Source organism: Verrucomicrobiia bacterium, assembly GCA_019634635.1.
Classification (GTDB): Bacteria; Verrucomicrobiota; Verrucomicrobiia; order Limisphaerales; family UBA9464; genus UBA9464.
Genome location: JAHCBB010000029.1, coordinates 1 through 23,384 on the forward strand (window position 1 = coordinate 1; position 23,384 = coordinate 23,384).

Sequence of the window (23,384 nt, forward strand, 5' to 3'; positions counted from 1 at the left end):
TACCGGGAAAGTCGGACGCCCCGGGTCATCCGGTGCGACGGCCTGAGTCGGGTCCGGGGGCTCCCACGAACATCAGCGCCACAAGGGTGCCGCTGAAGTACGCGAACAGTTGCGCGGTGCCGGTGTACTCGGCGGTGAGCCACTGGCCGAAGGCCAGTTGCACGAAGATGAACAGGCTCCAGACCAGCATGGCGGTCAACAGCACAGGGGGGCGCCGTCCGAAGGGCTCACCCCGGAGCAGGGAGCCCAACGCCAGCGCGAATCCGAGGACCTCCGAGAGCGCGAGGATCCAATACCCCGCACGTAATCCGGGGATGGTGGCCAGCAGCGTGGCGCCAAACTTGTCGGCAAACCACGGCGGGTATCCGGCAATCAGTTTCCCGATCCCGGAGAACCCCCACACGGTGAGATACATCGCGGTGATGGCCAAGAGGGCGGCTGCCCTCAGGAGCCGTTGGATCCACGCATCGTTCATGACCGCGCCAGCGTGCCCCGGCGCCGCGGCCGGGCAAGGACGCATCCCATCGGCGGCCGACCGCAGGCCGGAGGATGGCGAGGCCGAGGGCTACATCCGGCCGTGTCTCAGGATGGAAACCAGAAGCCACAGACCGAGGACACCGGTGACAATGAAGCCGAACAAGCCGACCAGCGGTACGCCATGCCACAGCGGCGGCATGCGGGAGTGGACGATCAGCGCATTGCCCACGATCAGGGCGGCCAGGACGATGGCGAACGCGATGCGGTTCGTGACCTGATCCAGCGATCGTTGGAGCGGTTCGAGTCCGTCGTGCCGCAGGACCAGCCGCCCCTCGCCGGCCTTGAGCTTGCCCAGGAGCGCCCGCACATCGCGCGGCAGCGACCGGAGCAGGGTCACCAGATCCTGACTCGAATCCATCAGGGTGCGCAGCAGTCGCCTCGGACCCAGCCGTTGCAGCTGCACCTCGCGAAGGAACGGCCGCGCCTGGGCCATGAGATCCCGCTGCGGGTCGAGTGCACGCACCACCTCCTCCATCTGGCCGAACGCCTTGAGCATCGAGACCAGGTCCGGCGGGATCACCAGATGGTACCGCGCCGTCAATGCCAGCAGCTCGCGCGTCACGCGTCCGAAGGAGAATTCCTTCATGGAGAGATTGAAATTGCGATGGATGAAGTCCGCCATGTCGGCGTCGAGTCCGTTGCGATTCTCCCCGAGCCCCGGTTCCGCCAGGTCCACCAGCGCCCGCGTGGCCGCTTCCTCGTCCGCCTCGGCGATCGCCCCGACGAGCCGGGCAAATCCCTCGCGGGACTCCCTGGGGAGAAATCCCATCATCCCGAAGTCGAGGAAGCACACCGTGGGGCCTGGCAGGATCATGAGGTTGCCCGGATGGGGATCGGCATGGAAGAAGCCGTGGACAAAGATCTGGCGCATGACGAGGTCCGCGATGGTCTCGGCGACCCAGACCCGGCGCGGACCCGAAGGTTCAATCGCCGCGAACGCGGCGAGCTTCTGGCCGTCCATCCGCTCCATCACCAGCAGGCGGCCGGTACTGTGTTCGGGGACCGGCCGGGGAACCCGCAGTCCGGGCTGCCCCTCGAACTGTTCCGCAAACCGCCGCATGTTGCCCGCCTCGACCTCGTAATCGAGCTCCCGCAACAGGTCGCGCCGCAACTGCTCCACGAGGGCGACCGGACGCAGCACGCGCACCTCCTCCACCTGGTTTTCCAGCAGGCCCGCGAGCCGGGCGAGGATGTCGAGGTCGGTCTGCACCTTCTCCCGGATCCCCGGCCGCTGCACCTTGAAGACCACCGGTTCGCCGCTCAGCAGGCGCGCGCGGTGGACCTGGCCGATGGATGCCGATCCGATGGGATCCTCCTCGACCTCGGAAAAGGTTTCGGACCACAGGTGTCCGAGTTCCGCCTCCACCACCGCGGTCACCGCCTCGAAGGGCATGGGGGTGACGTCATCCTGGAGCCGGGACAGTTCCGCCGCGTACTCGGGGGGGACGAGGCCGGAGCGACCGGACACAATCTGCCCCGCCTTCACGAAGGTCGGCCCCAATTCCTCGAGTGCCCGGCGGAGGCGCTCGGGCTTGGAGAGTCCCTGGATGGTGGCCGCCTCCTCGCGAAGGCGTCGGGTGGGCAACCCGAGCATCCGCGGCAGGTGCAGGCGCTGGGCGAGGTCGGCGTAGCCATACTTGAGGAAGACCGAGACGATTTCCCGCGAGCGCACCAGGTCCTGGAAGGTCTGCCGCACGTAGCGGAACCGTTCGAGCATGGACGCACCCTGCCCGAGGGCCGGACCTGGGGCCAGTCTGCAGGAGGCGGGAGGCGGGAGGCGGCGGCAAAGCGACGACGTGACGCCGTCCCTCACCTGTCTGGCCCGTGCGATTGCCAACGGGGCAAACGACCCAACCGATTGACTTGTCCCCTGGCCAGAATTCCCTGCCGCTTTGCCTCCAGATTCCACCTCGCTGGCTGACCGCTTAGTGGAACGAGCGCCGTCGAGACGTGCCGCGGCGTTCTTGGCACCCGTGGGTGGATCGTGCTTCGATGCCGGTTCTGGAATGGAAGACACCAATTCATTGATCGCGCAGCGGCGTGCGCACCTGGAGGCGCTGGAGGCGCGGGGCATCCGGCCATTTCACAACAAGTTCACGCCGGACACCGGTTGCGGGGTTGCCCGGGAGCGCTTTGAAGCTGGCGAATGGCCCGAGGGCCGGGCGGTGGCCGTTGCCGGACGCCTGACGGCACATCGCGACATGGGGAAGAGCCAGTTTGTGGACCTGCGGGACGGCACCGGCCGGATCCAAGTGTACGCCCAGCGCAGCGTCCTCGGCGACGAGGCGTTCGAGGTGTTCCGGCACCTGGACCTGGCGGATTTCATCGGCGTGAAGGGCACCCTCTTCAAGACCCGGAGCGGTGAGCCGACGGTCAAGGCGGAGTCTTTCACGGTGCTGGGCAAGGCGCTGCGGCCGCCGCCGGCCAAGTGGGAGGGACTCGCCGACACCGAGATCCGATACCGCCAGCGGTATCTCGACCTGATGGCCAATGAGGAGGTGCGGTCGGTGTTTCAGCGGCGATCGGCCATCGTCCGGGAGATCCGCAATTTCTTCCATGAGCGGGGCTACGCGGAGGTGGAGACCCCGATGATGCAGTCCATCCCGGGCGGGGCCGCCGCGCAGCCCTTCAAGACGCATCACAACGCCCTCGGCTGCGACTTTTTCCTGCGCATCGCGCTGGAGTTGTACCTGAAGCGTCTGCTCGTCGGCGGCATGGACAAGGTCTTCGAAATCGGACGCAACTTCCGCAACGAGGGGTTGTCTCGCCGGCACAATCCGGAGTTCACCATGCTGGAGGCCTATGAGGCCTTTGGGGACTACGAGACCATGATGGAGACGGTCGAGTCGCTGATCCGCCATGTTGCCATGAGGGTGCTGGGAACCCTGCAAGTCGTCCACCGCTCGCCGGAGGGGGAGGTGGTGCGGACCATTGACCTGTCGAACTGGCGGCGCGTGCGGTATCGCGACCTGGTCCGCGAACGGGCCGGGGCGGACTGGTTTGATGTGCCGGCCGCGGAACGCCGCCGCCGGGCGGCGGAAGACTTGAAGCTCGGCGGCGACATTGCCGCCGGCTATGAGGACTTTGAAGTGACCGGGGCGGTTTTTGAGAAGTTGGTCGAGCCGACGTTGATCCAGCCGACCTTCGTCACCCATTTGCCCAGGGAGCTTGTGCCCCTGGCGAAGCGGACGCCCGACGACCCAACCACCGTTGAGGTCTTCGAGTTGTGCATCAACGGACAGGAGATCGCCCCGGGTTACACCGAGCAGAACGATCCCATCGCCCAGCGCGAGGCGCTGGAGCATCAGGCGGGCGGGGAGCAGCAGAAGCTCGACGAGGACTTCCTCACCGCGCTGGAGCATGGCATGCCGCCCGCAGGGGGCATCGGCATCGGCATTGACCGTCTGTGCATGATGCTGCTCGGACAGGAAAGCATTCGCGACGTCATCCTGTTCCCCCAGTTGAAGCCGAAGGGCTGAGCAGGTCCCCCAGCACGGCCTGCACCTCCGGGGACACCGGTTCGATGAACACCCGCTCGTGGTCGCAGGCGACCTGACGCACCTCGAACTGCGGGTGATGGGCGGCCGCCCAGCCGTTGTCCGGCGCCTTCTCCCAGGCGCCCGTTTCGTGGCGTAAAGGCAGTCCGGCGCGGATCAAACAGACGGGTGTGGCGCAGGGGCGGGGACGGAAGGTTGCGTGGGCCTCGACGCTCGCCCGTTCCACACGGCGCCGGATTTTCGAGGCGGCGGTTCGCGGCCCGAGCCATGGCCGCGATTTTTCCCGGAGCTTTGTCCGGATCATCGCGGCCACAAACGCGAGCCGGTCACCCGCCGGTTGCGCGAGGATCCGGCCGCGAAGGAACTGCAGTCGCTCCGCGGGTGTCCGGCGCCGGACTCCGGACTTGAGGCAGGTGTCGAACAGGACGACCCGTTCCACCGCGCGCCCCCGCCCGCCCAACTGGAGCGCCAGTTCACACGCGACTTCCCCTCCAAACGAAAAGCCGCTCAGGCACAGCGGGCCTTCGGGATACTTTTCCTCGATCTGTCCGGCCAGTGCGGCGGCAATGGCTGACGCGTCCCGGAGGGGTGGCTGCCGTCCATCCGTACCGGGAAATTGCAGCTGATCGAAGTACGGACGGTGGCGTCCGACCACCTCCGCAATCGAGGGCGGGAGGACCTCGAGTCCGAACACCCCGGGCACGTGGAACCAGGGAACACCGGTGGACCGCCCCTTGAAAATGCCGCTGGGGAGCGGGGACGGCCGGGACGCCGGATCCAGCAGCGCCGCGAGTCCCGCGACGGTGGGCTGCTGGAAAAGATCAACGAGCCGGACCGGACGCCCGAGGGCCGGGCGCAGCCGCGCCATCAGGCGCAGCGCCAGCAGGGATTGGCCCCCGAGATCGAAGAACGAATCGTGGATGCCGACCCGCGGGCGGCCCAGCACGGCCGCCCACTCGCGACAGAGGATCTCCTCCAGCGGGGTTCGCGGCTCATCGTGCGCCCCGGTTCCGGTGCGGACGGCATCGGCCCCCGTGGCGAGGGACTCCCGGTCCACCTTGCCGGAAGTGTTGAGCGGCCATGTGTCCACCGCGCGGAACGCTGCAGGGATCATGAAGTCGGGAAGCCGCTCGGACAGGTGATTCCGCAGATCGGAAACATCCAAGGCGGTGGCTTTGTGATACTGGATGCAGGCGACCAGTTCGCGCACGCCGCCGGGAGCCGGGCGATCCACGACGATTGCGGCACGCACGGACGGATGGGAGCGGAGGGCCGACTCGACATCTCCGGGTTCGATCCGGTGTCCGCGGATCTTCACCTGGGAATCCATCCGGCCCAGAAACTCGAATTGCCCGTCGGGCAGGCGGCGCACCCGGTCGCCGGTGCGGTAGCGCCGCGCCTTGCCGGTGGGGTCCGAAGGATCCGGCAGAAACCGCGCCGCCGTCAGCTCCGGATCATCAAGATAGCCGAGGGCGATGCCGTCCCCGCCAATCACCAGTTCCCCAGGCTTGCCATCGGGCAGCGTGTTGCCGGCGGCATCCACCACCTCGCCCCGGGTGCCGGCCAGTTCGCGTCCGATCGGGACCGAGCGCCCCTCGATCCATTCGCCCGGGGGGGCGATCACCCCTGTGGTCGCGAAGGTGGTGGCCTCCGTCGGGCCGTAACAATTGACGAGTTGGGTGGACGGCAGGAGGTCCAGGGCACGGCGGGCGTGGGACTCCGAAAGCCGCTCGCCGCCCGTCAACAGGTGGCGGATGCCGGCCAGGGCTTGCGGCCGCAGGTCAACGACCTGGTTGAAAAGTCCCGTCGTCAGGAAGACACAGCTGGCGCGCGAGGCCTTGAGATCGCGTTCCAAGAGGTCGAGGTCGGGCGTTTGCGGCGCGTGGACGATGCAGGTGCCGCCGGAGAGCAGGGGACCCCAGACCTCGAAGGTCGTGGCATCGAAGGCCGGTGAGGACAGGTGAAGGCACCGAAGTGACGGGCCGAACGGCACGTACTGTTGCCCCTGGATCAGCCGGCAGACCGCCCGGTGCGGCACCAGCACTCCCTTGGGCCGGCCGGTCGAGCCGGAGGTAAATAGGATGAGGGCAGGATCCTCCGGAGTGATCGCGACGATTCCGGGGGACCGCTGACTCGGGGTGGTTTCAAGGGACGCCGTTCCAAGATACGGGATCGCGGAGTCCAGCCAGGCGGGCCGGGCCGGGTCGGCGCCTGTCAGGACGGTGATGCCGGACGCGGAGGCCAGTTCACGGAGCCGTCGTTCCGGCCAGTCCGGGAGGAGCGGCACGTAGACTCCGCCCGCCTTCAGCGTGGCGAGAGCGCTGAGGATCCATTCCGGGGAACGCCGCAGGAAGAGTCCGACGCGGCCCCCGGGCGTGATCCCCGCTCCGTGCAGTCGCATCGCCATCTGATCGGACTGCGAGTCCAACTCCCGGTAGGTCCATCGGCGTCCGTCGCACTCCAGGGCCACGGCATCCGGCCGGCGCTGCGCCTCCTCGCGGAACCGGTCGGGGATGCAGGCGTGGGCCTGGGTTCCTGTGGCGCTGGAAGTCTGCGTCGAGGTGTCCGATTCCGGCATCGGGCTCCGAATCTAGGCAACGCGCGGGCCGCGAGACAATCCGCGAGTCCGCGAGTCCGTGCCGCGGGCCGATTGTCGGGACCTCACTCGACTCCGGGAACCCGTTCCCTTAAGACAGCCGCGCGATGGAACAACTGGCCACCGTCTTCTTTGCGCTCGCGGTCCTCCACACCTTTTCGGTGAAGCGGTTTGCCCACTGGGCTCACCGGTATCCGGAGGGATCCTTGCAGGAGAACCTGCTGCACTTCCTGGCGGAGACGGAGGTGGTGTTCGGGCTGTGGGCGGCGGCGTTGTTCCTGGGCATCGGGGTGATCCAGGGGACGTTTCACGACGCCATTGCGTATGTGGACAGCCTCGACTTCACGGAGCCGAAGTTCGTGCTGGTGATCATGGTCGTGGCGGCGACGCGTCCGATCGTCCAGCTGGCGGAATCCTTCATTCTCGCGGCGTCCCGTCTGCTTCCCTGGAGTCCGGGTGTCTCCTTTTACGTGGCGGCATTGATTCTTGGCCCGCTTCTGGGGTCGTTCATCACCGAGCCCGCGGCGATGACCCTGCTGGCGTTGGTGCTCAAGCGCCGGTACTTCAATCAGGGGATCGGCAAGACGCTGGCCTACGCCACGCTGGGGCTGCTGTTCGTGAACGTCTCGATCGGCGGCGCACTGACGAACTTCGCGGCGCCACCCATCCTGATGGTGGCCGGCAAATGGAAGTGGGACAACGCGTTCATGCTCACCCATTTCGGCTGGCGGTCTGCTGCCAGTTGCGTGGTGTCCACCGCCCTGGTCACCTGGTGGTTTCGCAAGGAGCTGGTGGCGCTGCCGTTTGAGACCGCCCGGGATCCCGGCGTACCGCTGTGGCTGACGGGAACCCACATCGTTTTCCTCGCCCTGGTGGTCGCCCTCGCGCATCACCCGGACATCGTCTTCGGGGTCTTCGTGCTCTTCCTGGGCGTGGTGACCGCGACCAAGGAGTACCAGGATTCCCTCAAGCTTCGGGAGGGGCTGCTGGTCGGGTTCTTCCTTGCGGGATTGGTCACCCTGGGATCGCTGCAATCGTACTGGCTGCAACCGCTGATCAGCCGGTTGAGCGGGTCCGCGCTTTTCTTCGGCGCCACCGCCCTGACCGCGATCACCGACAATGCGGCCCTCACCTACCTCGGATCGCTGGTGAAGGACATTTCGCCCGAGCTGCAGTATGCGCTGGTGGCCGGGGCGGTCGTCGGTGGCGGCCTCACCGTCATCGCCAATGCGCCCAATCCGGCGGGGGTGGGCATCCTGCAGGACGCCCGGGTCTTCGGCGATGAGGGAATCAGTCCGCTGGGACTGCTTCTGGGAGCCCTGGGCCCGACGCTGGTGGCGGTGGTCTTCTTCTGGCTGATCCAATGACCGGCCGCCGGCGCCCGCGGAGGGGCCGGTGGCTTGTCGGATGCCCCGGGTTGGCGCATCGTCGCCCGATGTCACCGCTGCTTCGATGGTTTCGGACCGCGACGAGCCGTTCGCGCGTCGTCTTGTTGTTTCTTGCCCTCACCGTGGCCGCCCGGGCGCAGTCGGATCCGGAGCCGGTCCGGGGTCCCTTCTGGTCGGGGACCATCATGCTGGCTCCGAATGTCCCCGCGGCGATGAAGGGACTGGCCGTCACGGTGGGTGCCGGGCGGACGAACTACATGGTCTATGACCTCGACACGCTGCGCCTGGCCGCCGCTTGGTCCGGGCCGTTCCTCGAATTCGGCAATACGCTCACCAAGATCGAGTGGCCGCCGCCGCCGACGGTGAAGGCGACGAATCTCGTGCTGAGCTCCGGGTCCGGACCCGGGTGGGGGGACGCGCAGGGACGCCTTGGGGATCCGCGAACGGATCATCAGGGACCTCTGCCCAAGGACTGGGCCCACTATGAAGGACTGTTCGTCAATGGGGAGGAGGTCGTGCTCCAGTATGCGCTCGGAGGAGTCGAGGTTTTGGAACTTCCGGGCTACGCCGTCGGGGAGCTGGGCGGCGCGTTCACCCGGACGTTTCAGTTTTCGGGGACGGTGCGCGAGGCCACCCTGCTGCTGGCGGACGGCCTGGCAGAACCCCCGGCAAATCGTCCGCCCGGAACGTCCGCCCAGGTGTTTGCCATGAAGCAGGGCGATCCGCTGGCCGTGGCGGTGAGCGGGCTTCCCGAGGGCGCGGGATTCGAGATCCGCAATGGCGCCCTGCTCCTGCGGTTGGCGCAGGTGGAAGCGCATCGTCCGTTCCGGTTGGCGTTTGCGAGATCCTCGAAACCGAGGGCGGTTTCGATGCCCTTCGACGCGAAGGATCTGCGGCGGTTGACCCGGGGCGGCCCCCCGGCCTGGACGGAGACCGTCGTGACGGACCTGCGTCGCGGCATGGAGGATGGGCCGTACGTGGTGGATACCCTGACGGAACCGTATCCCAACCCCTATGGGACCCGCACCTTCATCGGCGGGTTTGATTTCCTGCCGGATGGTCGCGCGGTGGTCGCGACGTTTCATGGGGACGTGTGGGTGGTCTCCGGACTGGACGATCCGTCCGGCAAGCTGGTGTGGAGGCGGTTTGCCACGGGCTTGTTCCAGCCGCTCGGGGTCAAGGTGCAGCACGGCGAAATCTACGTGGCGGGACGTGACCAGATCACGCGGTTGAGGGACCTCAACGGCAGCGGCGAGGCCGACGCCTATGAAAACTTTAACAACGACACGGTGGTCACCCCGAATTACCACGAGTTCGTGCTGGACCTGCACACGGATTCCGCCGGGAACTTCTACTACTGCAAGGGCGCCCCGTGGGAGCCCAGTGTGACCTCCCCCCACCAGGGGACGCTGCTCAAGGTGTCTCCTGACGGGAAGCGCCTGGAAGTGTTTGCGAGCGGGCTGCGGGCGCCGAACGGGATGACGGTGGGGCCCGACGACACCGTGCTGGTGGGCGACAATCAGGGGCACTGGATGCCCTCGTCCAAGCTCAGCCTGGTCAAGCCGGGCGCCTTCCTTGGCATGGTGCCGGCCGCCCAGCGCGAGCTGACCCTGGTCCAGACCAATGGCACGACCCTGCGCGGCAACCCCAGCGATCCGGAGTTTCGGCGGGCCCACCAGTTGAAGGGCTGGGACGGCGCCATGCCGATCCCCGAGAGCTACGACGAGCCCATCTGCTGGCTGCCCATGCGCTGGGACAACAGCAGCGGCGGCCAGGTCTATGTCACCAGCGACTCCTGGGGGCCGTGGAAGGGCGCACCGTTGTTCCTGAGTTATGGCAAGTGCCTGCTCTACGGCGTGCTCATGGACGAAGTGGACGGCGTTGTCCAGGCGTCCATGGTGCCGTTCGGCCTGAAGTTTTCCTCCGGCATCATGCGGGGCCGGTTCAATCCCCGGGATGGCCAGCTCTATGTCGCCGGACTCAAGGGGTGGCAGAATGCCGCGACGCGCGACGGCGGCCTCTATCGGGTGCGCTATACCGGTCAGCCGGTTCGGATGCCGGTCCGCGCCCGGGCGGCGGCCAACGGGATCGAGCTCACGTTTGCGACACCGCTGGATCGCGAATCGGCCGAGGATCCGGAGAACTACGCGGTCGAGCTTTGGAACTATCGCTACAGCGGCAACTACGGATCCCCGGAGCTGTCGGTGAAGCAGCCGGGCGCACAGGCCCATGACAAGCTTGAGGTCACCGGGGCGCAGTTGTCTGCGGACGGCACGACGCTCCGGTTGTCGGTGGACGGACTGGAGCCTGCGGACCAGTACAGTGTGCGCTATTCCATCAAGGCGGCGGACGGCATCGAACTCCGTTCCGAAGTGATTGGCACCATTCGCCGGCTGGGTCCGGCGTTGGCCGCGGAGGCGAGGTGATCGCCCGGGACGGGTCACGATCCGGTGTCGAGGGTCCGGGTTGCATCCGGCGTCGTGCTGGCGATGCTGCGGCCGTGAACTGGCGTCGCGTCTGCCTGTGGTTGTTTGCGGGCTTGCTGCCGTTGACCGGTTGGGCCCAGGGGAGAGCGCAGGTTCGCCTCTTGCTCGACGCGACCACGGTTCCCCCCGGTGCCGCGCTGATGGGGGCCTTGGAATTGAGTCCGCCGCAGGGCTGGCACACCTATTGGAGGAACTCCGGCGAGTCCGGTCAGGCCACTCGGGTGCGCTGGACCCTGCCCCCGGGGGTCGAGGCGGGTGAGCTTCAATGGCCCGCCCCGGAGGCCCATGTGGATGCCGGGCTGACGACCTATGTGCACGAGGGACGGGTCCTGCTTCCGGTCCGGTTCACGATTGCGTCGGATGCGGCTCCCGGCCCGCTCGAGATCGTCGGCCGCGTCCAGTGGTTGGAGTGCGACAAGGAGTGCATCCCGGGCCGGATGGATGTGACCAACCGGGTGATGGTCGGCTCCCCGGCGGTCGCCAGTCCGGCACGCCCCGCCATTGAGCAGGCGGTGGCCGGGCTGCCGCGTCCGGATCCCTCGGTCCGCGTATCCGCCGCCTGGGCGGGTGCCGCATCCGGCGATGAACGGTCCCTCGAGGTGATCGTTGGTTCGGACGACGGCCGGGAGTTGACCGGGTTGTTTCCGTACGAGGACCCCGCGGCGGTGTTTGGTCCCGCGACCCTGCCGGCGGCCGGCGCCCGTGGACCGGCGACCCTGCGGATGGTGGTGACGCAGAATGCCGGGGAATGGCCCGGGCGTGTATCGGGGGTGCTGGGATTCCGTACCGGAACCCCCGTGGAATTCTCGGTTCCAATTGAATCCGGGGCGTCCTCCGTGACCACGGCCTCCGGGAGCACGGGTGCGGGGTCCGTGGACGTGGTGACCCGGTCGCTCTGGACGATGCTGGGGCTGGCCTTTGTCGGCGGAATGATCCTGAACATCATGCCCTGTGTGCTGCCGGTGATTGCGCTGAAGGTGCTGGGTTTTGTGAAGCAGAGCCGCGAGAATCCGGGGCGGGTCCGTTTCCTGGGCATGATCTACTCGGTGGGCGTGCTGTGTTCCTTCGCGGTCCTGGCGGGTCTGGTGATCGCGGTCCAGGGGGCCGGCCGGGCGGCGAGCTGGGGCATGCAGTTCCAGAATCCGGTGTTCCTCGTGGCCATCACCACGCTGGTCACGGTCGTGGCGCTGAACTTGTTCGGGGTGTTCGAGGTGTCCCTGGCCGCCGGCGCCGCGGATGCCGCGTCGGGGCTCGCGTCGCGGGGCGGCGCTTCCGGCGCGTTTTTCAACGGGGTGTTTGCCACCATCCTGGCCACGCCCTGCACGGCACCCTTCCTGGGCGTCGCGCTTGGATTCGCCTTCGGCCAGCCCCCATTGCTGCTGCTGTTGCTGTTCCTCACCGTGGGCGCCGGCCTTGCCGCGCCGTACCTGCTCCTGTCGCTGCAGCCGGGGTGGCTCCGGTTCCTGCCCAAGCCGGGCAACTGGATGATCACCTTCAAGGTGCTCATGGGATTTCCGATGCTGGCCACGGGCCTCTGGCTGTTGTCGCTGGCTCCCGATCACTTCGGCTCCAAGGGCGTCTTCTGGCTGGGGATGTTCCTCCTCTGCGTTGCCATCGCCGCGTGGCTGTACGGCCGATCAATCCAGATGGGCCAGGGCAACCGCAAGCTGGCATGGATCGGCATCGTCACGGCCCTGGCGGTGGGCGTCGGGTTCATCCTTGAGCGTGAGCTGCAATGGCGTTCGCCGCCGCCGGTGACCTCCTCCAGCAAAGGGGGCGTTTCCGTGAGCGGCGGCATCGCGTGGAGTCCCTGGTCACCGGAGGCCGTGGAGATCGCACGTGGCGAGGGGCGGCCGGTCCTCGTGGACTTCACGGCAAGCTGGTGCATCACCTGCCAGAGCAACAAGCGGCTGGCGATCGAGATCCCCGAGGTGGCCGCCCTGGTCAGGTCCTTGAACGTGGCCACGCTGCGGGGGGACTATACGGTGGAGGATCCGGCGATTACGGCGGAGTTGCGGCGGTTTGGACGCGCCGGTGTCCCCCTGGTGCTTGTGTTTCCGAGGGATCCGGCGGGCGCACCCCGGGTGCTGCCGGAGCTCCTGACCCCGTCCATCGTGATTGAGGCGCTCGAATGGGCGGCCGCAGCGGAGGGACCGCGTGCCGCGGTTTCCAAATAGGTCCAAGCCTGCGAAGGGTGTAGGCCTTACAGGCCCGATGCCCGGTTGCGCGTGCGGTTCGGCGGAGCTTCACCCCGCCGGGGCACCCGTCCGCGGGTGGAGTTGCCACGAGCCCGGCTTGCAGATGCACGAACGGCTCGGCGGGAGCCTCACCGGTGTCCCCTGATTGTGGGGCTCCAATTCCCATCCCGGTGGTGGGGCGAAGGTCCTCCTGAGCCGTCCGCGCAGGGAGTCCCCACAGGACCGAATCGCAGTCCCGCGTACGGCTCGGCGGGAGCCTTGCCCCACCGGGGCCCACAATGGTGGGGGGGAAAGGTCCTCCTGAGCCGGAACCTGCGATCGTGGAGATTTTGTGACCGAGGACCTGTCCCTTGTTCTGCCCCATTTCCCGCCCACGGGACGGTCGTGATCCGCGGAGCGATTGATTTCCGCGCTGAACTGGAACTTGGCGATGGCGGACGCAGCGGGTCCGCTTCCGGGTTGCCCTCCGGTGCCTTCGGCCGGCAGCCTGTCGCGAAGCCTCGCCGGGATTGACCCCGGGGCTTGCAACCCGGCATGACCGAAGAACTCAGGAAATTGATCGAATGGGCCCGCGCGGACTCCTCGCTGGAACTGTTCCCGATCCAGACCCCTGCGGAGCTTCTGGCCGAACTTCGGGGAGATGTCGCCCTGCTGGAATCGCTGCTCAAGGCGCCTGAGGCGATGCTTCGAAGGATCGCGCTTCAGGCGTGCGGCGAGGGCGTGAATCCCCTGTTGATGCCGGTCATTGAAGGGTTGTTGCGAGATCCGGACTGCCGGGTGCGCGCCGAGTTGGCAAAGACGGCGGGCAGGTTCGACGCGGAGCGGGGCACCGAACTGCTGCGCGTCCTGATTCGCGATGAGGACGGCGACGTCCGAATCGAGGCAGTCCGGGTGGCGTCCGGACGGCCGGCGCTGGTGGAGGAGCTTCGCCGGATGCTCCGGGAAGACCCGTCCTGGACCGTCCGTCAGGCCGCGGTGCCCGCACTGGCCGCAGCCGCCCCGGGAACCGGCTTTGCCGACCTGCTCGCGGCTCTTGCTCGGGAAAAGGATGAGGATGTGGTGCGCGCCTGTGGCGATTGTTCCGAGCGGATTTTGACCGACCACAGCGACGCGGTCGCCGAGGCGGCGTTGGACGATACGAAGTTGTTTTTCGAGGTCGCGGCGGTGCTGGAGCGTTTTGGGCATTCCTGGCTGCGGCTGAAGACCTGGATTGCGGGCAAGACGGCGACGCGCATCAACCTGGCCGCATTGGTGCGTTTTGGGACCGACCTGACGGCATCGGCGCTTGCCGGATCGTTGGGCCGTTCGTTCAACGTGGACGAACCGCTCCAAATACTGCTGCAGCGATTCCGGTGCGAACGCCCGCGGTCCATTGCACTCCTCGGGAAAAGCGGCGTCGGGAAAACCGCCCTCGTCAACGAGTTGGTCCGGGGACTGTGGAATCCAGAGAACGGCGGCTGGCGGGTGATCCGCATGTCGCCGACGGATTTCGTCGCCGGAACCCGGTACTCCGGTGAGTGGGAGACCAAGCTGGCGGAGTTGGTGCGACTGATCAGCCGCCCCAGGAAGGTGCTGCTCTACGTGCCCAACCTCTCGGACCTGTCCGCAGTTGGCCGATGGTCGGGATCCAACAACAACGTTGCCGCAGCGCTTGCGCCGCAGCTGGCGGATGGTTCGGTGGTGATCCTGGGGGAAAGCACGCCGGAAGAATTTGAACGAGGGCTTGGAGGTGAACCGGCGCTGCAGCGGCTCTTTGACCGCATCCTTGTCGAGGAGGCCACCGTGGCGGATACCCGGGACCTGCTTAACGCGCTGCGGCTCGCGGAGCGTCCGGATCTCGGGGACGATGTGCTGCGGGCGATTCAGGAGGCCAGCGAGTCCTTCCTGGGGCACCTTGGACGCCCCGGCGGCGCCGCGACGCTGTTGCGCTCCGTCGTCGTGGCGGTCAAGGACGCGGCGCGTCCTGTCACCACCCGGGACGTGTTCGAAGTGCTCTCGACCTCCACGGGCATTCCCGTGGAACTGCTGGACGACGGACAGAAACTCGACCTCGAGCGGCTGCGGAATTTCTTCGATCAACGGATCATCGGGCAGCCCGAGGCGGTGTCCGCAGTGATGGATGCCGCGACGCTGATCAAGTCCGGACTGACCGACCCCGGGAAGCCCTTCAGCGTGATGCTCTTTGTCGGGCCGACGGGCGTGGGCAAGACCGAGCTTGCCCGTGCGCTGGCCGAGGCAATTTTCGGCGACGTCGGCCGGCTGCTGCGTTTCGACATGAGCGAGTTTGCCAGTCCGGAAAGCTTCGTCCGGCTCATTGGGGCCCCCGGGGAGCCCGGACTGCTGACCGACGCCGTGAAGCAGCGGCCCTTTTCCGTGCTGCTGCTGGACGAAATCGAGAAGTCCCACCTCAACGTCTTCGACCTGTGCCTCCAACTGTTCGATGCCGGGCGCCTGACCGACGGCCGCGGCCACCTGGTGGACTTCAGAAAGTGCGTCGTCATTCTGACCTCCAACGTGGGCGCCGGGACTCCGGCCGCACCGATCGGATTCGGGCGCAGCGAGACCTCGCCGGCGGCGGAGCGCGATCGGACCTTTCGGGAGCTCTCCCGGGTCTTCCGTCCGGAATTCCTGAACCGCCTCGACCGCATTGTCCAATTCCAGGCGCTCTCCCTGGAGTCCGCCGAACGGATTGCGCGGCGCGAGCTGGACCAGGTGCTCAAGCGCAGCGGCGTCGTGCGACGGCAGTTGACGATGGATCTCGACCCGGAGGTTCTCTCGCTCCTCGTGAAGCGCGGCTATTCGGCCCACTTCGGCGCGCGTCCCTTGAAGCGAACGGTGGAGACCCATGTGGTCCTGCCGCTGGCCCGTGCCATCTCCACCGGCCGGACACGCCCGGGCAGCGTGGTGCACCTCGGGGTCGAGGAGGGCGAGGTGCGGGTGCGCATCGTCCCGCCGGCGGCCGGCCCGGCGGCGGCGGGCGTCCAGAACATGCCCGCCGCGGTGCCGTCCGCCTCGAATCCCTGGGTTCTGCTCGGGGAGCGACTCGCGGCGCTTGAATCCGCCGGATGGCCTTCGCCGGAGCGGAAGACCGAGCTGGTCGCCCGCACGGCCGAGCCCGGTTTCTTCATGGACCATCCCCGGCGGGACGCGACGTTTGATGAGCTGCACCGCATCGAGGAATTTCTCAGCCGCCGCCGGCGGCTGCGGGAGGCGATGGACCGGGTGCAGTCCCGGGAGACGCGTGCGGACCCTGGTGCGGCGCTTCGGGATCTCCTCGACGAGGTGGAAACGGAACTCGGGCATCTGGAATTCATCATCCGGCATCCAGGCGCGGAGGCGCTGGCCGATGCCTGGGTGGTGCTGACGCGGGTTCAGGCAGAGGGGGAGTCGGCGGGATCGCTGGCGTCGCTGGTCGGGGCCTATGAGGGGATGTCCACGCGCCGGCAATTCCAGGTGTTGCGGGCCGCCGAACGCCACGAGGAGCCCGCCGAGGTCGCGGTCCTGCTGGTTCAGGGCCTTGGCGCGACGGCCCTGTTCAGCGGGGAGGCCGGACTCCATGAATTCCACCACCGGGTCCGGGTGAAGAATGCACGGATCGGACGCGAACAAACCCGCGACCACAAGGCGTTGGTGCGCGTGGACGTATTCCCGGCACCGCCGGAACCACCCGCCGGCTTCGCCACCAGCGCCGGCATCAAGGTGTCCGCACGCGCGGCACGCACCGGGCACCTGCTGGTGGAGGCGCCGTGGCGTGTGACGGCATTCCACGAGCCGTCGGTCGTCTCTCTGGACCTCTGGTTTCCCGGCACGAGGGCCGAGGCGCTGAAATCGGCGGGACGGTTGCTCCACGCCCAGGTCCAGCGGCCTCCCGGCGCCGCCGGTTCGGGCACCCTGGTCCGGTGCTACGAGCTGGGCATCGGCTCCCGGATCAAGGACCTGCGGACCGGGCGCAGCACCACCCGCATTGCCCAGTTCTTCCAGGGCCGGATTGACTTCGGCATCCTTGCAGGCGCCAGGAAATGACGGCACGGATGGGAGGGAGCGCGGGTGAACCCGGGACCGTTGGTGCGCTGGACGGGTGAGGCGGGCTTGCAGCGCCCGGTTCGTCACTGCCGCTGGAGGAGCAGATAGGCCATCAGATGATGGAAGTCGTCCTCGGGAATGATTTCACCGAAGTTGTCCGGCATGAGGGACTGATCCAGTTCGCGCCGTTCCGCGACCTCGGCCGAGGGCACGGTGAACTCCAAGCCGGCGGCATCGGCGAGGACGAGCAGGTCGCCGTCCTCGCGGCGGAACAGGCCGGCCAGAACTTCACCGGCCTTGAGGGTGACCAGCGACTGACGGAAGGCGTGGTCCACATTGCGGTTCGGGTCGAGGATGTCCTCGCACAGCCGTTCGACGCCGCGATTGCCGATGCCGGTGAGCTGCGGGCCGACCAGACCTCCCCGGCCATTGAGTTGGTGGCAGGCCGCGCAATGCGCTTCGTAGATGCGTTGGCCCTCCGCGGGCCTGGCATTGGCGAGCGCATGGGCGTTGCGACGGACGGCGATCAACTGCTCGCGGGCCTCGTCCGGCGGCGGCAGATCCTTTGTGAGCGCCTCGACCCGGGCCTGCCAGCGGTCCGGATTGGCGCGCTGCAGGCGGTTGCGGGCACCTGTGAGCTGCAGGATGCGCGGCGCCGCAGCCCCCGCTTCCACCGCCCGCAAGAACGCTTCCGCTCCATCCCGGGTCGCCGTCAACGCCACCGCCCAGGACTGCTGCACCCTATAGGGCACCCCCGGCAGCGCTGCGACGACGGCGTCCCGGCCCGCCGGCATGTTCATTTCGGCCAGCGTCACCCCGATGCGTTCGCGGACGAACAGCGGCTGGGAGCCGTCGGCCAGCACGCCGGTCAGCGTAACCATGGCCGCATCCGGATCCAGGGCGGCAAGCCCCCGTGCGGCGGCAGCCCGCACGTCGGGATCGCCGGTTCTTGTGGCCAGAGACTTCAGTGTCGGTGCCACCTCGCGGAGGCCGAGGCGCGCGGCGAGTTCGGCCGCACCGGCGGTGCGGTCGGCGATCGCCCGCGGTGAGGCGGATGGCAGCGCGGGCGCCCCTTCAATCTCCCCGACCGCGAGCCAGGCATAGGCGTCGCCCGTATCGCCGTCGGTGACCTCCAGGACCACGCGCCTGCCGGCCTGCGGGGCGGTGGTCCAGAGGACCTGCATCGCGGCGTCGTCGCGCGGTGGCCGGGCCTCGAACAGGACGGCGCCGGTGGTGGTCTCGCGGAGACGCACCGCATTGCGTTGCTTTGCGGGTCTGTCCGGCGGTCCGTCGTGCCCGCACAGCCAGAAGCCCACGGTGCCCCCTGCCGTGAATTCGGGAGATCGCAATGTGCCGGTCTGCTGCTCGCCACGGGCGAGGCTCGAGAGCACTCGCAGGGTCTTGCCGTCGCGGCGCCTGCGTTCCTGGAAGTCCCACGGATTCTCCGTTGGCGGATCCAGCGGTGTGTTGATCCAGCCCAAGGCCGCATCGCCTGCAAGCAGGCGGGCAACGAGTTCGGCACCCCATGAACGGAGGCCCTCCGGCAGGGCCAGACCGCGCTGCTGCAGGCCCAGGTCCACTGAACGAAACAGGCTGAGCTGGAAATCGGGCTGATCCGGGAACCGCGTCCGGACGAACGCCGCAAGTTCCGGAAGGAGGTCCTCCGGGGCATGACGCGCGACATGTCGGAGGGCATCACTCAATGGGGGCGAGGTGCTGTCGGAGAGCGTCTCGAGACGGCCCAGCAGGAAGTTCGCAGCCTGGGGTGTCGGCACGGCCAGACAGACGTCGGCAATGGCGCGTTGGTCGGACGGAGACACGTCGCTTCCGGCAAGCAGTGGCTCGAAGATCGTGGCGATTTTCAGATGGTCGCGGAGCGACTTCCGCAGCACGTAGACGAGATGGGTGTCGGCCGGGTCCGTGCCGGCGAGGGTGTCGAGCAGCGGACGCAGGTTTCCGGCGTCCGGCAAGTTGCCAAGGGCTTCCGCGGCACAGCGACGGACGAGGGCGTCGGGATCCTGCAAGCCGGTGAGCGCCAGTTCGCGCGAGTTCGGCGCCGCGGCTTCGGATCCCGGCAGGCCGCGTGCCGCTTGATCGAGCCGGTCAGCGCCGATGCGCTGCGCATGCACCCGCACGAGGGGATCCGCCGATCGCGCGGCGCCCGTCAACTCCTCCGGGTTCAGCGCGTTCAACCGGTGCAGCAGCCAGAGCGCATGGACGTGCTGGTGGGCGTTTGCGGGGGTCGCGAGGGCCGGGCGGAGGGGTTCGATGGCGTCGGGACCCATGCGGTCCTGCAGCTCGCTCATGGCGAGCATTCGCCGGGTGAGGCTGGGCGAGCCGAGTTCCCGGATCAGGCCCGCCCGATCGTTGGGCAGGGCACCGGGCCGCAGGGCCGGTTTGCCGTCCGCCCCTTGGTACACCACCCGCCACAGGCGGCCCCGTTCGCGGTCGCGTCCCGGGTGGGTGAGCGGCACTTCGTAGTGTCCGATGATGCGGTTGTAGAAGTCGGCGATGTAGAGCGCGCCATCGGGCCCGAGCGTGGTGTCCACCGGACGGAACCACGGGTCGCTACTGGTGAGGAAGTCGGGCTGCTCGGTGGCGACGGGTGTCGAGCCGCGGAAGGTGATCTGGTCCCGGTTCAGGCGGCTGGTCATGACGTTGCCGATGAAAAAGGCGTTCTGGAACGCGTCCGGCCACAGGTCGTCGCTGTAGTACAGTGCGCCATCAATCGCCGTGCTGCCGTGGGCGTGGTCCAGCATGACCGGGGCGAAGCCGAGGCCGTCGTGGGGCTTGCCGAAGCTGGGATACCAGCCACCCGCGAGCAGTTGGTAGATGGGCGCCGAATGGCAGTCGCTGGAATACAGGTTGCCCCGCGAGTCCCAGGTGAGGCCGAAGGGGTTCACCTGGCCGTGCGTGTGCTGTTCGATGCGCGAGCCGTCGAGGCGGATGCGGTAGGTGTTGCCGGAATTGAGATCCACGTGGCTCCCATCCCGGGCCGTGACGTGGGAATCGTTGTTGAAGCCGTGGGTGCAATAGAGCCAGCCATCGAATCCCCGCCGGAATGAGGCCTGATTGCCATGGGTGTCCCGGGTGTGGTCAAAGGGGCCGTAGAGCGGGGTTCGGCGGTCGGCCCGGCCGTCCCCATTGGTGTCTTCGAACAACCAGATGTGGGGAATGCTCCAGACCAGCGCCTTCCAGGGACTGTCCCCGGTGCGGAAGGGATACACCCCAATCGGGATGTTCAGGCCGCCGGCAAACTCGGTGATCTTGCGAGCCTGTCCGTCCGGTCCGAAATCCTCGAAAATCATCAGCCGGTCCCGGCCGGTCGCATTCGTGGGTGCGGCCCACGGATACTCGATGCTGGTGGTCACCCAGAGCCGGCCCAGGGCGTCGAACGCGAGGTTCATCGGCTTGTGGATGTCGGGCTCCGCAGCCACCAACTGGATCTCGAATCCCGGCGGCAGATGGAACCGGGTCTGTTGGTCCGCGGGCGCGAGGGGTTCGGTGGTGCGGACCCCGAGGGACAGTTCGTCCTCGGCGACGCCCGGAAGGATGAAGGTCAGCATCGCCCCAATGGCCGCAATCAGTGCCCGGCCGGGGAGGTGCGGATGGTATGGCATGGCTCGAGGGTAGCGGCGGGCGTGTCGGACGAAAACTCCCTTCGAATCGGGCCCCAAGACCCACCTCCATGGGGCTGCCGGCAACCGGGGAGGCGCTATCCGGTGCCGGACCGGGTCGCGGCAAACAGGTGACGCCAGGCGCGATCGCTGCGATGCAGCAGGGTCCGCAGGACACCGGGAACGACCGGCCAGCCCTGCAGGTGCTGCAGCATCCAGGCGGTCCGCAGCCGGCTTCCGAACTGCCCCCGTTGCAGCCGGGCAATGATTGCGCAGGCTTCCGGCCATTCGAAGGTTCCACGGGCGTACTGCGTCAACGGTTTGGCGGCCAGGCGTGCGGATTCCAAGGCGAGGGACATCCCATTGCCGGTCAACGGTGGAATCACGGCCAGCGCGTCGCCCAGTGAGACCTCGCCAGGGGTCGCCGGTCCCGGCATCCGCAGATCCAGGGCTCCGACCGCACACACGGAATTGGGATCGAACGGGCACGCCCCGAGGCGGTGTCGCCTCAGGGAACCCGGATCACCCCGGAGCCAGTCCTCCGCCGACGGCACCCGCGGCGTATCGGTGGCTCCACGACGACGGAACAGTCCGCACACATTGACCCGATCCGCGTCCAACCGGCACAGGCCCACGTAGGAGCCGGCGCTGAAGTGCATCTCCAGATCCGCTTCCGTGGCCACCCCGAGCGCATGCGCCTTCACCCCAAACCAGCGCCAGCGGCCGCCGGGCGGGGCTGGACGCCGCCCGGTTGCCCGGACCCATCCGGGACGCGGCCCGGGTATGGGAATGCGCTGGCCGGTTTCGAGGTTGCCGCCCAACCGGAGGAATACGGACGCCATCAGGGCATCCAACGCATATCGCGAAAGGCAGAGGGCTGGCTGTGGCAGGCGTCGGACCGGACCCAGGGTGCGATGATCTGCGAAACAGGCCGTGATGGCCTCCCGGGCACCGGCGGCGTCGCAGGCGGGTCGGAGGCCGAGTTCGTCAAGGATGGCCTGGCCCCGGCCGCTGAGGAATTCCCCGCAAACCCGGTGTCGAGGATAGTTGCCGGCCTCGAGGACCACCACGGGGACCCCGGCACGTCGCAGGAACAATCCCAGCGAGAGCCCCGCGAGGCCGCCGCCAACGATGGTGATGGGCCGGGGGCTCATGCGGACGTCCGGCGCCGCGCCTCGAAGCGGTGGGCGAACAGCCCGGCTGCCGCCTCGTGGACGCTCCAGCCCTCCGCCCCGGGCCAGAGCGACGTCAATTCCCGGCCGCGAAAGCCGGCGTGGACGCTGCGGACCGCGTCCGTGCGCGTCACCGGGTCACATCCAAGAAGCCCCAGGCACCGCGCCCCGAAGAGGGCGAAACGTGAGCGGCGCGGCTCGATGAACACTGCCGATGCCGTGCGCGCCGCGATCCGGGAGAGCGTGCCGGGAAGTTCTGCAGGGGTGAGGTGGTGCAGGAACAGATTGGTGTACACCAGATCGGTCCGGGGCGGCTCCGGCAGCGCCAGCCAGCCGGCCACCTCCTGGACGACCGCCTGTGGAGCCCAGCCATGCGCCCGGAGCTGGTCGAGGGCCGAGGTGTTCGCGACGGCCCATCGGTCCATGAGTTCGAGCACGCTTCCCTGCGGTGGACGCGGCAGCCGGGTCCAGACGCGCGCCGCCAGGGTGGCGTCCCCGGACCCGAGTTCTGCGACCCGCAGGGAGCCTTCCGAACGGCTCTGCAGGGACCTGGCGACGGCGCGACGCAGGATTCCCGCCGTTCCCATCAGGCGGTTGATCCATTGCAGATCCCGCCGGGAGCGACGGCCTGCTGGATCCGCCGGCGGCAGCGCGTCGAGCAGTTCCGGTTGGACGCGACGTTCCATGGGGCGGGGTCGGGGCTCAGGACACTTCGAGCAAGGCGCCGTGGCAGGAGAACCCGGCACCGAAGCTCGACAGCCACCACCAACCGCCGGGAGCGCCATTGGCGAGCGCATCGCGAAGGGCAAACAATACGCAGGGACTGCTCAGGTTGCCGAAATCGCGCAGGACGGCGGCGCTATGTCGCAGGCTGGCCTCTTCGAGACCCAGCCGGTCGCGGAGCGCGACCAGGACATCGCGGCCTCCCGGGTGGAGGATCCATTCACGGATGTCGAGCTGGTGGATGCCCGCCTGATGGAACATGGAGTCGGCGAGGTGCCCGACGTGCGTGGCGGCAAGCGAGGGGACGGCCGGCGTCAGAATGTTCCGGAGGCAGCCGCCCCGGGGCTCGAAGCAGAGGGCGCTCCGTGCCTCCGGGTGCAGGCGGGAGGCGGCATGACGCCATTGAACCCGGCGCCGATGGTCCACAGGGCGGGCGGCGCTGACCACGGCCGCCGCCCCGTCACCAAAAAGGCAGGCGCTGATCAGCACGCCGGGGTCGTCATCGAGGTACATGGCCGCGCTGGAGACTTCGACGCAGACGCTCAGGACCGTGCGCGTCGTTCCGCCGGCCAGCCAATTTGCCGCCGTGCGCAGTGTGGGGATGGCCGCACCGCAGCCGAGTCCGACGAGGTCCAGAAACTCGACGGAATTCCGGAGGCCGAGGCGCTCCGAAACGTGGCTGGTCAAGCCCGGGCAAAGGTATCCGGTGCAGGTGGCCACCAGCAGGGCGTCCACGTCTTCCGCCGATATCCGGGCATCCTCCAGGGCTCGCCGCGCCGCGGTGGTTGCGAGATCCGGGGCATGGCGAAGGAAGCGCTCATGGAGGGTGTCGGGATCGAGCCGGAACGCCTCCGCGAGGGAGTTGAGGGCGAGATGGCGGGTTTCAATGCCGTTGGCACCCAGGAGCACCTTGCGCAACAGCGCCTGGGAGCGGGGCGCGAGGCGGTCGAGATCGGGAGTTCCCTGGAGCGCGGCCCAGCAGTCCGACTGACGGTACCGGTGCCCGGGGACGGCCGTTCCGAATCCGTTGAGAAACATCGGGCGGGACCATTGGCCCCACTCCGACGAACGGCAACCGGATTGAACCCGGGAGGCGTTCGCATCCTTTCCAATCCGGGCCAGGTTCGTAGAATGCGGCGGACAAACT

Annotated in this window: 12 protein-coding genes; 5 read left to right on the forward strand and 7 right to left on the reverse strand. The window is 68.0% G+C overall.

What is annotated here, in order from left to right:
- Window positions 1-25: 25 nt before the first annotated feature.
- Both KF791_16230 and KF791_16235 read right to left on the reverse strand, forming a co-directional pair.
- On the reverse strand, window positions 26-475 hold the full coding sequence (locus tag KF791_16230; GenBank protein ID MBX3734125.1) for a hypothetical protein: 450 nt from the start codon (window positions 473-475) through the stop codon (window positions 26-28).
- A gap of 90 nt (window positions 476-565) precedes the next feature.
- A complete protein-coding gene (locus tag KF791_16235) occupies window positions 566-2,254 on the reverse strand; it encodes an AarF/ABC1/UbiB kinase family protein (protein MBX3734126.1) in 1,689 nt (562 codons plus the stop codon).
- A 289-nt stretch (window positions 2,255-2,543) separates the two neighbouring features.
- Here KF791_16235 and lysS point away from each other — a divergent pair, with 289 nt between their 5' ends.
- Window positions 2,544-4,016 (forward strand): lysine--tRNA ligase, encoded by a 1,473-nt coding sequence (gene lysS, locus KF791_16240; protein ID MBX3734127.1) that lies wholly within the window; start codon window positions 2,544-2,546, stop codon window positions 4,014-4,016.
- Here the strand turns inward: lysS and KF791_16245 are convergent.
- A complete protein-coding gene (locus KF791_16245; GenBank protein ID MBX3734128.1) occupies window positions 3,982-6,612 on the reverse strand; it encodes an amino acid adenylation domain-containing protein in 2,631 nt (876 codons plus the stop codon). The two genes, lysS and KF791_16245, sit on opposite strands and share 35 nt — an antisense overlap.
- Before the next feature lie 125 nt (window positions 6,613-6,737).
- On the opposite strand from KF791_16245, the gene KF791_16250 reads away from it, so the two are divergent.
- From KF791_16250 to KF791_16265, 4 genes are all read left to right on the forward strand, one after another.
- A complete protein-coding gene (locus KF791_16250) occupies window positions 6,738-7,997 on the forward strand; it encodes a putative Na+/H+ antiporter (protein MBX3734129.1) in 1,260 nt (419 codons plus the stop codon).
- Between the two features lie 68 nt (window positions 7,998-8,065).
- Window positions 8,066-10,444 carry a hypothetical protein gene (locus KF791_16255; GenBank protein MBX3734130.1) on the forward strand — a complete coding sequence of 793 codons (2,379 nt, stop codon included), beginning with the start codon at window positions 8,066-8,068 and terminating at the stop codon, window positions 10,442-10,444.
- A gap of 74 nt (window positions 10,445-10,518) precedes the next feature.
- Window positions 10,519-12,681: a thioredoxin family protein gene (locus KF791_16260; GenBank protein ID MBX3734131.1), complete on the forward strand. Its 2,163-nt coding sequence runs from the start codon at window positions 10,519-10,521 to the stop codon at window positions 12,679-12,681.
- A 555-nt stretch (window positions 12,682-13,236) separates the two neighbouring features.
- Window positions 13,237-16,725 (forward strand): AAA family ATPase, encoded by a 3,489-nt coding sequence (locus KF791_16265; GenBank protein ID MBX3734132.1) that lies wholly within the window; start codon window positions 13,237-13,239, stop codon window positions 16,723-16,725.
- 83 nt (window positions 16,726-16,808) lie between these two features.
- Here the strand turns inward: KF791_16265 and KF791_16270 are convergent, their stop codons facing one another.
- From KF791_16270 to KF791_16285, 4 genes are all read right to left on the reverse strand, one after another.
- The gene (locus tag KF791_16270) at window positions 16,809-20,345 is read right to left on the reverse strand and encodes a c-type cytochrome (GenBank protein MBX3734133.1); all 3,537 of its coding nucleotides are present in this window, start codon (window positions 20,343-20,345) and stop codon (window positions 16,809-16,811) included.
- 95 nt (window positions 20,346-20,440) lie between these two features.
- Complete coding sequence (locus KF791_16275; GenBank protein MBX3734134.1) at window positions 20,441-21,496, reverse strand: FAD-dependent monooxygenase; 1,056 nt, start codon at window positions 21,494-21,496, stop codon at window positions 20,441-20,443.
- On the reverse strand, window positions 21,493-22,200 hold the full coding sequence (locus tag KF791_16280; GenBank protein ID MBX3734135.1) for a hypothetical protein: 708 nt from the start codon (window positions 22,198-22,200) through the stop codon (window positions 21,493-21,495). The genes KF791_16275 and KF791_16280 overlap by 4 nt, the downstream gene beginning before the upstream one ends.
- A gap of 16 nt (window positions 22,201-22,216) precedes the next feature.
- Window positions 22,217-23,275 carry a stilbene synthase gene (locus KF791_16285; protein MBX3734136.1) on the reverse strand — a complete coding sequence of 353 codons (1,059 nt, stop codon included), beginning with the start codon at window positions 23,273-23,275 and terminating at the stop codon, window positions 22,217-22,219.
- Between the last annotated feature and the right edge of the window lie 109 nt (window positions 23,276-23,384).

What these genes read in the sequence shown, in the direction of transcription:
- lysS (MBX3734127.1), top strand. Translation starts at nt 2,544, where the DNA reads ATGGAAGACACCAATTCATTGATCGCGCAGCGGCGTGCGCACCTGGAG.
- KF791_16255 (MBX3734130.1), top strand. Translation starts at nt 8,066, where the DNA reads ATGTCACCGCTGCTTCGATGGTTTCGGACCGCGACGAGCCGTTCGCGC.
- KF791_16285 (MBX3734136.1), bottom strand. Translation starts at nt 23,275, where the DNA reads ATGTTTCTCAACGGATTCGGAACGGCCGTCCCCGGGCACCGGTACCGT.
- KF791_16280 (MBX3734135.1), bottom strand. Translation starts at nt 22,200, where the DNA reads ATGGAACGTCGCGTCCAACCGGAACTGCTCGACGCGCTGCCGCCGGCG.
- KF791_16250 (MBX3734129.1), top strand. Translation starts at nt 6,738, where the DNA reads ATGGAACAACTGGCCACCGTCTTCTTTGCGCTCGCGGTCCTCCACACC.
- KF791_16230 (MBX3734125.1), bottom strand. Translation starts at nt 475, where the DNA reads ATGAACGATGCGTGGATCCAACGGCTCCTGAGGGCAGCCGCCCTCTTG.
- KF791_16270 (MBX3734133.1), bottom strand. Translation starts at nt 20,345, where the DNA reads ATGCCATACCATCCGCACCTCCCCGGCCGGGCACTGATTGCGGCCATT.
- KF791_16275 (MBX3734134.1), bottom strand. Translation starts at nt 21,496, where the DNA reads ATGAGCCCCCGGCCCATCACCATCGTTGGCGGCGGCCTCGCGGGGCTC.
- KF791_16235 (MBX3734126.1), bottom strand. Translation starts at nt 2,254, where the DNA reads ATGCTCGAACGGTTCCGCTACGTGCGGCAGACCTTCCAGGACCTGGTG.
- KF791_16265 (MBX3734132.1), top strand. Translation starts at nt 13,237, where the DNA reads ATGACCGAAGAACTCAGGAAATTGATCGAATGGGCCCGCGCGGACTCC.
- KF791_16245 (MBX3734128.1), bottom strand. Translation starts at nt 6,612, where the DNA reads ATGCCGGAATCGGACACCTCGACGCAGACTTCCAGCGCCACAGGAACC.